Raw genomic sequence first — 12,555 nt, 5'->3', positions numbered from 1 at the left:
TTGTAAAGGCTTGGTCTTGGTTCATCGCCACTTCTTGAAGCCGCGAAACGTTAGCGGTCAGCATAGGAAAAAACTGCAAAAAAGAAACCCATTTTATAATTGAACATGGTTGACTTAAAAGACTTTAAAAGAGAAACAGAATGTGTTTACAAAAATGAACGTTATTTGGTTCGTGACAACGGAGCGGTGTTACGCTATCCAGTTGACGGAAAAAGAGCTAGACCAACTGATAACAATTGGACTTTTGGAAAACTAAACATAAAGTCAGGCTATTTAGAAATTGCTTCTGTTAGAATTCACAGAATAGTTGCAACCGCATTTCACAGCGAACCACCAACAAAAGAACACGTTGTTGACCATATTGATACAAACAAGCAAAATAATCGTCCTGAAAATCTTCGTTGGATAACAAGATTAGAAAACATTTTACTCAACCCAATTACAGCCAGACGAATTGAACTTATTTGCGGAAGTATTGAAGCATTTCTTGCTGACCCATCAAAATTCCGTGATAAATTTCCAGACCCAAACTATAAATGGATGTGTGCTGTTTCGGTAGAAGAAGCGGAAGTAAGTTTAAAACGAATGCAATCTTGGGCAAAAAGTGATAAACCATTGCAAGGAGGTTCGTTAGGACAATGGATTTTTAGCCGAGAAATTGTTGAAAATCCATCTGTTACACGACCAAATTACATAATGTCTAAAACGCCTTATGCAGCACAACGTATTGTTTTCAACTTTGAGGATAAACCAAACGAATATCCGAGTACTCCGCAAATGTTTGAGGGAGAACCATTGACATTATATAATGAACGTTTGACAAAAGGAGCTACTTTCTTCCGAAACCATAACGGGGAATATGTAGTTGTGGAAAGTGGATTTTCCAGAGACAAACAAACCCTATTTGTACTGACAAAGGCTGATTATGTATATCGAGAACAAAAAGATGGAGAATGGCAACCCGTGCCCTTAGATGAACTTCCGGAAAAGGTATCTGATAAAGAATTGCCTCATTCACTTACGGAAGTAACCTATGAAAATGGTTTATTTATACATGGAAAGGTAGAAACGGGTTTTCATCCAACTGAAGAGTTAGAAGAAATATTTAAAGAATATACTAGTGAATAATAATGCCGAACCGCTAACACAGGTTTTATGCTATTGCTAGACTCGGGATTTATTTGGAAGCTTGGTCTTTTATCTTCTTTTTTTTCATTCAAGTTTTTTCTTTCAAAGTTTTCGGTATATTTGTTTTCGCCAGTCTTTAAATTACGCAACAGACATAAAGCCTGGGAACGTTAGCAGTAAGTGTACCGCAGATCGTAAAATTTAACTATGAGAAAACTTTATTTTATATTATTTACTTTATTTATCGTGGTTTCTTGCAACCGAAGTGAACAAAAGCGAATTACTGAAGACGAACACGTCGTGGAATATTTAAAGAGAAATGGAGACAAGTTAGTTAAACCTCGAGAAGTATTTCATTGGATATACTTCAAAACTGAATTGGAAGCAGACAACTTTATTAAAGAAACAGAAAACAAGAACTTTATTTTTGTTTCAAAACGAAAGGTGGAAGATAATTATCCAATCCAAGTGGAACTCAAAAGAATAGATAAAGTTGACATTAAAAGTGTAAATGAATATAGTTTATACTTATTGGAAGTTGCGGAAAAGTATAATGGAGACTATGATGGCTGGGAAACAAGTGTAGAAAAATAATAAACACCTACTGCTAACAGCGGTTTGCTTCAATGGCTTGGCTTGGGATTTATTTGGAAGCGGAAGTAAATATCTTTTTTCTTTCTATTGACGTTTTATCTTTCAAAGTTTTCGGTATATTTGTTTTCGTCAGTAAGTGAAAAACGCCACTGAAGCAAGCCGCGAAACGTTGGCAGTAATTTTTGAAAACCGAAAAATAAACTAAAAATGAAATTAAAAAGAAATCTATTAAGCTTAATAATAATGTCAATTTCTTTTTTGTCTTTTGGACAAAATGAAACTTTAAAAGCTACATCAATTGATGTTGTTCCACATTGGAATAAAGGCGAAACACATTCAGTAATCATAAAATCTACAACAACAGATATTATAAAACAAAAACCAGTTACATATTTGACGACTTACAATGCAAATTTTAAAATTTTAGAAAAAAGCGAAACGGAATATTTAGTTGAATGGACTTACACAAATTCTAAACTTGCTGATAAAGAACCTGTAATAGAAAATAACATATTAGCTAAACTTCTAAATATAAAAATTGATATAAAGCTATCAAATTTTGGTAAATTTATTGAACTTGTGAATGTTGACGAGTTAAGATTGGCTTCAAATAAAGTAATAGATGAACTTATTGCTAAAGAAACAAATCCAAATATGAAAGCTCAATATAATAGTGTAAAACAATTGATACTTTCAAAACAAGGTTTGGAAGTTGCATTACTAAAACAAATAAAACTTTATAATTTTTCTTTTGGTTATAAATACAAAACAGACTTTGAAAAAATTAATAATGTAAAATTTCCAAATCCATTAGGAGGTGAGCCTTTTGATGCGGTTGAAAAAGTTAAATTAGTAAATATAGATTTTAAAAATTCAATTTGTAAAATTGAAACTAAGAAAGATATAGATGGCGAAATACTGACGAAATCCGTTATGGAATTCTTAAAACGAAATAACAAAGTTAATATCAAAGAAATTGAAAAAGAGTTTGGTAATGATACTTTTGAGATTAATGAAAATTCAATGCAAGAATTAAATTTTGAAAAAGGAGTTTTATTAAAATCATCATTCAAAAGAACTATGAATTTAGGAATACAAAATCGAACGGTGTTAATCGAGATTGAAGCCGTCGAATAAAACTACTGCCAACAGCCGTTTGCGCCAATGGCGTGGCTCGGGATTTATCGGAATGCGCAAGTGAATATCTTTTTTCTTTCAATCGCGTTTTTTCTTTCTAACTTTTCGGTATATTTGTTATCGTCAGTGTCGAAAACCGCCACTGGCGCAAGCGACGGAACGTTAGCGATCATTGCCGAAAACTACATCTTTAAAGAAAACATAAATGGGAAATAAATCTTTTGACTCAGAATTTAGAAACGAATGTGGAAGAATATTGGATGAGTTATACAATAAACCTATGAATATAGGTGAAACAAAAATAAAGAGAATCGTAATAGAAGTTGAAAAGAGGCATATCGATTATTTGGTAGATTTGAACTTAATAAAAGATTTGAAAACTGGAAGTGGTGGCAAATATGGAATTCAATTAGAACGAAAAGGTTATGAAGTGTTTGAGAAATATAATGGTTGGACAAACTATTTAAATAAAGTTGTTGACCGAGATTTAAAAATAAGTAAAGCAAAGGAATTAGCTATAGAATATTGGTGGTTATCTATTGCAATTTCACTTCTTTCTTTAATCTTAGCAATAATAAGTTTGTGTATTAAAAAGTAAAGCAACGAACGCTAACAGCCGTTTGCACCAATGGCGTGGCTTGGGATTTATCAGAATACGGAAGTGAATATCTTTTTTCTTTTAATCGCGTTTTTTCTTTCTAACTTTTCGGTATATTTGTTTTCGTCAGTGTCGAAAACCGCCACTGGCGCAAGCGACGAAACGTTAGCAGTAACTTTATGAAAACAGTTTTAACGACAATAATCTTACTTATGATTGGCAATTTTTCTTATTGTCAAGAGAAAACTATTGTCACAAATTTAGAAGGATTTTATTTTAGTGGATTTGAAAACTCAAATTTCATGCAAATCGATTTTGAAAATTGTGTTTTGATTACTGAAAGTTGGACGGAGTTTTCTCCAAACATAAAATACAAAGGAAAATCGTTTGATTTTAGCCAAATTGAAAACTTAAATGATGTTTATCTTAAAGTTAATGCTGAACTATTTACTGGAAAATCATTTGGTCATTTAGGTTCGTGGCAATCAAAAATAATTATTACAGAAATACTAGAAATAGACACAAATCGGAACTTTGATAAATGCTTAAAAGATTGTGGAAAAATAAAACGAAAACGAAAAAATTAAAGCTACTGCTAACAGCCGTTTGCGCCAATGGCGTGGCTTGGGATTTATCAGAATGCAGAAGTGAATATTTTTTTATTTCAATCGCGTTTTTTCTTTCAAAGTTTTCGGTATATTTGTTTTCGTCAGTGTCTAAAACCGCCACTGGCGCAAGCGACGAAACGTTAGCGGCAAGTTTCGCATAGCGTTATAAATAACAAATATTGAAATGACATAAAATTATTGCAATATGAATACATTTTTGAAAGTTGGATTAGGATTTATACTAGGTGTATTTTTTACATTTGGATTGTTGTATATTAATGGAGTAAACCAAAATACTGAAGAAAATCAGTTGAGAGAAGAAATCCGGGTGCAAGCATTAAAAAATCTGAAACAATCATTAGGCGGGGCTAATTCAGATGAAAATGGTCAAAGAAATATTCAATCATTTGAACTTACAACAACAAATGGTATAGTTAAATTACATACATATATGTCAAAGGATTCAGTTAAGATTTTAATGGGTCGTCCACAATCAACAGATATAAATGATTATGGATATAATGGAAAAGTTTCCGAAACTTGGAAGTATAAAGGAACAAATAGATATGTTGATGAATTTACCATCGAGTTTGCTAATGGCAAATTGAAATCAGTTAATCAATTTAAAGACCATTAACTCGTAGTTTGTAATGATTACTTAAAAAAAACCTGCCGCTAACAGCCGTTTGCACCAATGGCGTGGCTCGGGATTTATCAGAATGCGGAAGTGAATATCTTTTTTCTTTCAATCGCGTTTTTTCTTTCTAACTTTTCGGTATATTTGTTTGCGTCTGTGTCGAAAACCGCCACTGGCGCAAGCGACAGAACGTTAGCAACCATTTATAAACGACCCTTATGAATCAGTACTTCTCTCTAATAATTATAAGTTTTATTTTTCTATCATGCCAAAAAAATGATTCTAACAAATTTATTGGAACATGGAAAGGCATTCATACAGAATCTGGATATGCAACACTGAAAATCAATAACGAGAACAATACATTTACTTACCTTAGTGGAGGAAATGGAATGAAGACTTTCTCAAGCGGAAATTATAAAATCGTTGGTGATTCAATCGCATTGACAAGTACAAACGCAACTGAAATAAAAGGTTGTTATTATGTAATTCCATTTGGACAGTGTTCATTTAAGGAAATGAGAACTACCAAATTAAATTGTATTCCTTCAAAAAAAGAATTCTATGAATTTTTAGATAATGAAATTTTTTACATCAAGAATAATTCATTAATTTATAAACCAGCTTTAAATAATAATTGCCCGAAAGGGTCGCTTACTGAATTTGTTAAATAAGAGTAATAAAAAAAACGGTTGCTAACAGCCGTTTGCACCAATGGCGTGGCTTGGGCTTCTCGGAAAACGGAAGTGAATATCTTTTTTCTTTTAATCGCGTTTTTTCTTTCTAACTTTTCGGTATATTTGTTTTCGTTTGTGAGTGAAAATCGCCACCGGCGCAAGCGACAAAACGTTGTGCGAAATTACTCTATGAGTCTAGAATCTAATACGAAATAAATAGTAATAACTAAACCGAATATTAAAAAATCATAATTAAGCCAAATGAAAAAATTAATTCAAAAAAATATATTCACAACTACTGAATTCCAAATACTTGATAATAAATTATCCTTTACAGAACGTAGATTTGGAAATGAAAATGAAAGAGAAATACTATTTGAAAATCTAGGTGCAAGTAAAAGGTCACAAAAAATTTCAAAACCTTTATATTTAGTAGGAAGTTTTGCTTCAGCTCTCATTTCTTTTCTAGCTTATTTTTTATCTGAATCAACTCGAAACGCTATTTATGGCGGAATCTTTTGGGCTGCCGTTGCTTTATTTACTATAGGATATTACTTTGCGACAAAAAAAAATATATGGAAAATTGATTTTTACAATAACAATACTAGAATGCTTCTAAATATTTATAAAGAAATACCTAATAAAACTGAAGTATATAATTTTATTGAGGAACTTATAATTGCTAGAAATGAATATTTAAAAACCAATTATACTCGAATTGATAAAAATCTAAGTTATGAAAGTCAATTTAGTAAGCTTGAATGGTTAAAAAATATTGAGGCTATAAGCATTACAGAATTCAACGCCCTGCATGAAAAATTAAAGTCCACTTCTGAACCTACAAAAAGACGAGTTGGATTTGAATAATAAAACTTCGCACAACACAGGTTTTGCGCTATTGCTAGGCTTGGGGTTTATTTGAAAAGTACAGTGATTATCTTTTTCTTTTTATTCACATTTTTGTTTTCAAAGTTTTAGGTATATTTGTGTACGCCAGTCTTGAAATGCGCAACAGCGCAAAGCCTGGGAACGTTAACAACAATAATTTTTTTCCCCACAAGTGGAGAAAAATCAATCTTTGTCTTTAGGAAATTACTGTTGTTAACCGCGGTTTGCGCCAACGGCTGGGTTCGGGATTTATCAGAATGCGGAAGTGATTATCTTTTTTCTTTTTGTCGACGTTTATTCTTTAAATCTTTTCGGTATATTTGTTAACGCTTGGGCTTGAAAGCAGCCGCAGGTCGCAAGCCACATAACGTTGGGCGTCAGTTATGCGGAACGCTAAAAACTAGAACTTTAATCGGAATTCTAAACTTATTCTTCTGAATTCAAATCTTTGCGCATAAAAATCAAAACTCGGAGCTTACTCTACTGAATCCAAATCTTTGCGCATAAAAATCAGAACTCGGAACTTTGTCTACTGAGGTCGGGACTTGTGATTTTCACCTTGGGACTTATGATTTCAACCTTGGTACCGAACACTTTCACATCGGGACTTGTCATTTTCACCTTGGGACTTGTGATTTCAACCTTGGGACCAAACATTTTCACCTCGGGACCAGAGACTTTTCCATTGGGACTTATAACTTTCCTATTGGTACTCTTAATTTACATAATGGGACTTATTGGACTTTATAAATGCTACTTTAAAATAAAACCGAACGCCCAACCGCCGTTTGCTTCTATGGCGTGGCTTGGGACTTATCAGAAAACTGAAGTGATTATTTTTTTTCTTTCAATCATGTTTTTTCTTTCTAACTTTTCGGTATATTTGTTTGCGCCAGTGCAGAAAGTAGCCACAGAAAGCAAGCGCCATAACGTTGTGCGTAATTTTAGAAATCAGAATAGAATATAGACTTTAAAAACAATGGAATTAAATTCAAATTCATATTTTAGTATAATATTATTTTCTCTTTTTGGATGTGTTTTTACCATTTTTTGGATAGCAATATTTACTAATTATATAATCATTGGAAATAATTTTCAAATCGTAAAACTTGTTTTAATTCCCATTCTAATTATACCCTTTTGGATTTTATATCTTATTCAAGATTTCTTAACACGTCTAAATTTCTCAAAAAATGGAATTATAATTTACAAAATACTTATATTTAAATTTAAAAAAGTTGACTGGACAAACTTAGATTATTCTTTTAATACAATTGAAACCGGAAAAAACGGAAGTTGTAATGTAGTTTATCTAGTAAAAAATAAAAGTTTAGTTTTAAAAATATCTGAAAGTCAATATAAAAATTATAACGCCATTTACGAATATATTTTATCAAATATTGAAAACAAAGGATTTATAGAGCTTAATTTTTTTGAATCTTTTAAATATTTTACTAAAGGTAAAATCAATAAATTACCCTAAAAAATAAGTTATAAATCTATGTAAAGCTATTGAAAAAACTACGCACAACAGCCGTTTGCACCAATGGCGTGGCTTGGGATTTATCAGAATGCGGAAGTAAATATCTTTTTTCTTTTAATCGCGTTTTTTCTTTCAAAGTTTTCGGTATATTTGTTATCGTCAGTGTCGAAAACCGCCACTGGCGCAAGCGACGAAACGTTGTGCGTCATTTTAGCGGAATGCATAAGAATTCATGAACTTCAAAGAATAAACTTATAATTTTTTGTTAAAGTAATTTATTATTAATAAAAATTATAGTTAGATTTGATAAAATTATAAACATATAAAATCATGGAACAAGTAACATTTAATCAAGATATTGCAATTGATTATAAAACTCCATTTACCCTTACTACACCAGAGGAATATTCGCCACCTGTTACAAGTAAAAGACCTGTCGAATTTTATGCTGAAGGAGGCGGGACTTATTCGTCAGGTCAAGGACCTAGGATTTCAGATGTAGAATTTGGTGTTAAGTTAGGGTTTTAATTTTATGTTAAAATTTATTGTCAAAAAATATCTTACTCCATTTTTATTATTGACTCCAATCTATTCATTTTCTCAAGGAAAAGAAAATAGTTTGGAGTCAATAATATTTGGAAGTAAGATAGAAAATTTAAATGGTATAAATAAGATTAGTTATCAAGAATTTCAATATAGTGATGTGTTACTAATCAATGTTAATGTCGATTCCAGAACCCTTCTTTTTTTATTTGATACTGGTTCGCCTATATCTCTGATTTCTGATGAAATAGCAAAAAATGATAATATTTTAATGCAAATCCCGATGAAAGATGGTTTAGGTAAAGAAAAAAAAGGGAACATCATAATAAAAAACTTATTAATAAATGAAGTTGTATTTAAAGATGTTGCATTTGCCACAATGGATTTCAAAGAACTAAACAAAAAATCTTGTTTAAAAATCGATGGAATTTTAGGCGCTAATGCAATAAAATTATGTAATTGGCAAATAAATCCTTTAGAAGAAACTATCTCTTTTTCTAATTCACCCTTTAATATTAAAGAATCCAAAAACTTTAATTTTGAGTATTATCAAGGTTTAGTTCCAATTGTTAATGTTTCCGTTAATAATAAAAATGTTTGGACATCTGTAGATACTGGTTTTGATAAATGTTTTAAATTAAATGATTCATTTTTTTTAAATAATAATAAAATTGTTGAGGGTCAAGGTATTTATTTTAATACTATTAACGATGAAAGCGAACAAAAAATAAAAAAAACAATTACTGATACAATTAAGATTGGTAATATTTCTTTTAGCAATTTAAAAACTCTTGTTCTTAATGATAAGTCATCTATTGGAATGGGCTTTCTGAAAAAATATATTATCCTTTTAAATAATACTGAAAAAAAGATTTGTTTGTCAGAAATAACAAGTTCTTCATCCCAAAAATTTGATTTGGAATATAGCCTAAAAGTTTCGGTAAATAAAAAAAATCAATTATTTGTTTCATTCTTATGGGAAAATGAAGAAACTAAAAACCAAAAAATTAAAATAGGCGATATTATTTTATCTGTAAACGGCATAAATTGTGAAAATATTTCAGAAGAAACATTTTGTAAAATCAAAACAGAATTTGTAAATAAAAATGCTTTGAATATTATTTTTTATAAAAGACAAAATGAAGTTATTATAGTTAGTCGGAATTTATAAATTAGTTAAATTTATTTTGTAAAAAAAACGAACGCACAACAGCGGTTTCAAGAAATGGCGAGGCTCGGGATTTATTTAAAATCGGAAAGGTTATTAATTTAAAGTTTTGTTTATATTTGTGAAGGCTTGGTTTTGGTTCATCGCCACTTCATGAAGCCGCAAAACGTTAGCCGTCAGTGTTGGAAACCGCTGTAAACAGAAATCTACATAAAATATCAAATGAATTTTCAAAACTTGGAAAAATATTACGATTATCTTGAAAAAGATGATAATTTTAAATATTTAGATTTAAACACCTACAAATATATTACAGATTTAAGAGACAAAACAGATGAAGAAAGTTTAAAGAAAATTTGTTCATACGAGTTGTTCTTCGCTGACTTTTCAATCGAAAATGGTATACATGTTCCAAAATTTCAAATTGGTGCAAATTCTTATCCGACTTTAGAACTTTTTGACGATAACTTTGATTATATCAAATCAAGAGCTAACAGTGTAAACAATCCAAAGTATAAAGCAAAGTACAATCATTTACTTTGGTTAAGTCCAGTAAAACATATTGATTTTGCAAAACAAGCAATTGAAAATTATTTATTGCTTTTGCAGAACTCATCGTTTTCCGTTGAAGACAATACACAATGTCATTCATTTGGCAAATATTTCAAAAACCTTTACGTATTATGTCAAATGGTAAATTTCAAAAAGGATGAAATTATTCGATATTTTTTGTCGCTTTTAGAAAGTAATAAAATCAATGATTTTACCAAATATTCCTTGATGGAGTTTATAGTTGAAAATAATAAAAAAACAGATTCCTCTACAACAAAAATATTTTATGATTACTCTAAAAAATCAATTGAAAAATTAGAATCAAGAGTTTTAGAAAGCTATCTAAATCTATTAATTGTTTTAAGCCAAAAATTAAGAATACCTTCAAATGAATTTCACGAAAAATTAGGTGATTATCACATATCACAACTGAAAACTGAAAAAAATCAAGGCTTTATTGCTCATCATTATTATACAAACGCATTAGAAGAATACAAGAAAGGAAACATCAAAGAAAAAATTGAGACAACAGCTGTTTTATTAGAACAATCTAAAAAAAACATTGACCTTAAGAAGGTTTCTTTTGAGTCGAAAAATGAAAATATAAATAAACCTTTAAATCAATGGTGGAATTCAATCAAATTACAAACAACTCACCTTATTGAGGAAGGTAGTGATTATGTGATATATAACTATTTAATATTAGAGAAATTAATTCCTAATGCAGGAACCCTAAATGAAGAAATTAAACCGGCAAGTTTTGACTTTATATCAACTATCGTTTTTGATATCAATAAAAACATCAATAAAAATAAATCAGGCGGAATTAATTCTTATTCAATATACATTAATAATTTCACTATTCCGCACATTTGGCTTGTCTTTTCAAAGGGAATTAAAAGTGGCAAAATTTCATTTGAGAGTTTAATTGATTACTTACAAATAAACTCTTGGTACGGTCAGGATTTTACATATTTGGACACAAACAATGAAACTCAAGGTTTTAATTGGATTGAATTATTATCACCATCGCTACAAAGTTTTTTTATTCAATCAGAAATTGATATCAAAACAAACAAAAATAATAACCAAGGTTACATTTTAGCAATAGATAGTTTAGTATTAAAATTTGAAGGTTTATTGCGTGAATTTTCAAGAATGATTGGTGCCCAAACAATTGAAATCAAAGAAAGCGGAACAGAGGAAAGAATTAATTTTGAAAAGTTATTAGATAACGAAAAACTAAAATCCTTGATTCCTGAAGACGACATTTCTTTTTTCAAATTTCTTTTTACATCGGAGGGAATGAATTTAAGAAATAACATAGCACATAGTTTTTTTAATACAAAAAATTATACTTCAGCAGTTATGCTTTTATTAATTGTTGCATTATTAAGATTAGGAAATTACAAGATGATTGTTAAAGAAAAAGAGAATTGAGCTAGATTATAAAACTATACTGAATAAGAAACACCGAACGGCTAACAGCCGTTTGCGCCAATGGCGTGGCTTGGGATTTATCAGAATGCGAAAGTGATTATCTTTTTTCTTTCAATTGACGTTTTTTCTTTCTAACTTTTCGGTATATTTGTTATCGTCAGTGTGTAAAAGTCGCCACTGGCGCAAGCGACCGAACGTTGTAGGCAATTTTGGACAAACTCGACGAATTCAATAACTTTATTGTTTTATTAATTTCAATGTTTTTGAATTTTCTGCGAAATTAATTTTCAATAAATAAATTCCTTTAGAAAGAAATGTAATGTCTACAGGTAAAGAAGGATTGAACATAATTGATGAATAAACGATTTGTCCAGCAAAATTAAAAATTTCAAGTCTTAAAACTTCATCGTTTGTATTTATCCAAAAAAATCCATTATTTGGATTAGGTGCCAAACTAAAATTATCTTTATCAAAAAAATCACTACTTAAATTACAATCATAGCTATCAATTATAAGAGTGTTTGAATCATATTCAATTAAAGTTCCTTGAAAGTTATAACTAACATGAACTTTTATCATGGTTTGATCAAAATTTTGCCAATCATAAAATAAAGTAGGACTATTAGCTCCAATTATTGGTAAAAAATTATTTGAGGAATTAATTGGTTTATAATACCATTGATAAGCATCATAAAATTGTCCACTCGTAATCGTTGCAGAACCAGAGCCATTGAAGCATAACAAAGTATCTCCTTCTATCCAGGCTTGCGAAAAACCTTTAATAGAAAATATAATAATAATAAAAAGAAAATTAACTTTAATATCCATAATGTTTCTTAACAAAAATAGTTTTTATTTCTTTATATAATAGATTTTTAAAAAATAAAAACTGCCTACAACACAGGTTTTGCGCTATTGCTGGGCTTGGGCTATTTCGGAAAACATTAGTGAATATCTTTTTCTTTCTATTCACGTTTTTTCTTTCAAAGTTTTCGGTATATTTGTTAACGCCAGTCTTGAAAATACGCAACAGACGCAAAGCCTGGGAACGTTGTGTGCAATTTGCCGAAAAATCCTAAAACTAATTTAATATTAAAAAAAA

At 30.1% G+C, this 12,555-nt stretch carries 13 protein-coding genes; 12 read left to right on the top strand and 1 reads right to left on the bottom strand.

Annotated features, from left to right (window positions below; genetic code table 11):
* Positions 1 to 105 precede the first annotated feature (105 nt).
* The 12 genes from ACODSI_RS14785 (at position 106) to ACODSI_RS14730 (ending at position 11,453) form a co-directional block, all read left to right on the top strand.
* Positions 106 to 1,128 carry an HNH endonuclease signature motif containing protein gene (locus tag ACODSI_RS14785; RefSeq protein ID WP_488917631.1) on the top strand — a complete coding sequence of 341 codons (1,023 nt, stop codon included), beginning with the start codon at positions 106 to 108 and terminating at the stop codon, positions 1,126 to 1,128.
* A 207-nt stretch (positions 1,129 to 1,335) separates the two neighbouring features.
* Complete coding sequence (locus tag ACODSI_RS14780; protein ID WP_488917630.1) at positions 1,336 to 1,722, top strand: ribonuclease E inhibitor RraB; 387 nt, start codon at positions 1,336 to 1,338, stop codon at positions 1,720 to 1,722.
* A 207-nt stretch (positions 1,723 to 1,929) separates the two neighbouring features.
* Positions 1,930 to 2,859, top strand: coding sequence for a hypothetical protein (locus ACODSI_RS14775; protein ID WP_488917629.1), 930 nt, complete (start codon positions 1,930 to 1,932; stop codon positions 2,857 to 2,859).
* Positions 2,860 to 3,064: 205 nt separating this feature from the next.
* A complete protein-coding gene (locus ACODSI_RS14770; protein ID WP_488917628.1) occupies positions 3,065 to 3,457 on the top strand; it encodes a hypothetical protein in 393 nt (130 codons plus the stop codon).
* 179 nt (positions 3,458 to 3,636) lie between these two features.
* Positions 3,637 to 4,044 (top strand): hypothetical protein, encoded by a 408-nt coding sequence (locus ACODSI_RS14765; protein WP_488917627.1) that lies wholly within the window; start codon positions 3,637 to 3,639, stop codon positions 4,042 to 4,044.
* Positions 4,045 to 4,270: 226 nt separating this feature from the next.
* Entirely contained in the window at positions 4,271 to 4,702 is a 432-nt protein-coding gene (locus tag ACODSI_RS14760) for a hypothetical protein (protein WP_488917626.1), read from the top strand.
* Between the two features lie 218 nt (positions 4,703 to 4,920).
* Complete coding sequence (locus tag ACODSI_RS14755; protein WP_488917625.1) at positions 4,921 to 5,376, top strand: hypothetical protein; 456 nt, start codon at positions 4,921 to 4,923, stop codon at positions 5,374 to 5,376.
* A gap of 264 nt (positions 5,377 to 5,640) precedes the next feature.
* Entirely contained in the window at positions 5,641 to 6,246 is a 606-nt protein-coding gene (locus tag ACODSI_RS14750; RefSeq protein WP_488917624.1) for a hypothetical protein, read from the top strand.
* 1,000 nt (positions 6,247 to 7,246) lie between these two features.
* The gene (locus ACODSI_RS14745) at positions 7,247 to 7,750 is read left to right on the top strand and encodes a hypothetical protein (RefSeq protein WP_488917623.1); all 504 of its coding nucleotides are present in this window, start codon (positions 7,247 to 7,249) and stop codon (positions 7,748 to 7,750) included.
* Positions 7,751 to 8,080: 330 nt separating this feature from the next.
* The gene (locus ACODSI_RS14740; protein WP_488917622.1) at positions 8,081 to 8,278 is read left to right on the top strand and encodes a hypothetical protein; all 198 of its coding nucleotides are present in this window, start codon (positions 8,081 to 8,083) and stop codon (positions 8,276 to 8,278) included.
* Positions 8,279 to 8,282: 4 nt separating this feature from the next.
* Positions 8,283 to 9,464 (top strand): retropepsin-like aspartic protease, encoded by a 1,182-nt coding sequence (locus ACODSI_RS14735; RefSeq protein WP_488917621.1) that lies wholly within the window; start codon positions 8,283 to 8,285, stop codon positions 9,462 to 9,464.
* A 219-nt stretch (positions 9,465 to 9,683) separates the two neighbouring features.
* Positions 9,684 to 11,453, top strand: coding sequence for a DUF4209 domain-containing protein (locus ACODSI_RS14730; protein ID WP_488917620.1), 1,770 nt, complete (start codon positions 9,684 to 9,686; stop codon positions 11,451 to 11,453).
* 237 nt (positions 11,454 to 11,690) lie between these two features.
* Here ACODSI_RS14730 and ACODSI_RS14725 read toward each other — a convergent pair whose 3' ends face one another.
* On the bottom strand, positions 11,691 to 12,281 hold the full coding sequence (locus ACODSI_RS14725; protein ID WP_488917619.1) for a T9SS type A sorting domain-containing protein: 591 nt from the start codon (positions 12,279 to 12,281) through the stop codon (positions 11,691 to 11,693).
* Positions 12,282 to 12,555: the final 274 nt, after the last annotated feature.

It is taken from the genome of Flavobacterium sp. FG139 (assembly GCF_057809695.1).
Note: the sequence above shows the minus strand (reverse complement) of the source record. Positions and strands in the feature narration are given on the sequence as shown.

Coding starts and splice junctions, on each gene's coding strand:
- ACODSI_RS14725 (WP_488917619.1), bottom strand. CDS start 12,281: ATGGATATTAAAGTTAATTTTCTTTTTATTATTATTATATTTTCTATT.
- ACODSI_RS14770 (WP_488917628.1), top strand. CDS start 3,065: ATGGGAAATAAATCTTTTGACTCAGAATTTAGAAACGAATGTGGAAGA.
- ACODSI_RS14745 (WP_488917623.1), top strand. CDS start 7,247: ATGGAATTAAATTCAAATTCATATTTTAGTATAATATTATTTTCTCTT.
- ACODSI_RS14780 (WP_488917630.1), top strand. CDS start 1,336: ATGAGAAAACTTTATTTTATATTATTTACTTTATTTATCGTGGTTTCT.
- ACODSI_RS14735 (WP_488917621.1), top strand. CDS start 8,283: ATGTTAAAATTTATTGTCAAAAAATATCTTACTCCATTTTTATTATTG.
- ACODSI_RS14765 (WP_488917627.1), top strand. CDS start 3,637: ATGAAAACAGTTTTAACGACAATAATCTTACTTATGATTGGCAATTTT.
- ACODSI_RS14755 (WP_488917625.1), top strand. CDS start 4,921: ATGAATCAGTACTTCTCTCTAATAATTATAAGTTTTATTTTTCTATCA.
- ACODSI_RS14730 (WP_488917620.1), top strand. CDS start 9,684: ATGAATTTTCAAAACTTGGAAAAATATTACGATTATCTTGAAAAAGAT.
- ACODSI_RS14775 (WP_488917629.1), top strand. CDS start 1,930: ATGAAATTAAAAAGAAATCTATTAAGCTTAATAATAATGTCAATTTCT.
- ACODSI_RS14740 (WP_488917622.1), top strand. CDS start 8,081: ATGGAACAAGTAACATTTAATCAAGATATTGCAATTGATTATAAAACT.
- ACODSI_RS14785 (WP_488917631.1), top strand. CDS start 106: ATGGTTGACTTAAAAGACTTTAAAAGAGAAACAGAATGTGTTTACAAA.
- ACODSI_RS14760 (WP_488917626.1), top strand. CDS start 4,271: ATGAATACATTTTTGAAAGTTGGATTAGGATTTATACTAGGTGTATTT.
- ACODSI_RS14750 (WP_488917624.1), top strand. CDS start 5,641: ATGAAAAAATTAATTCAAAAAAATATATTCACAACTACTGAATTCCAA.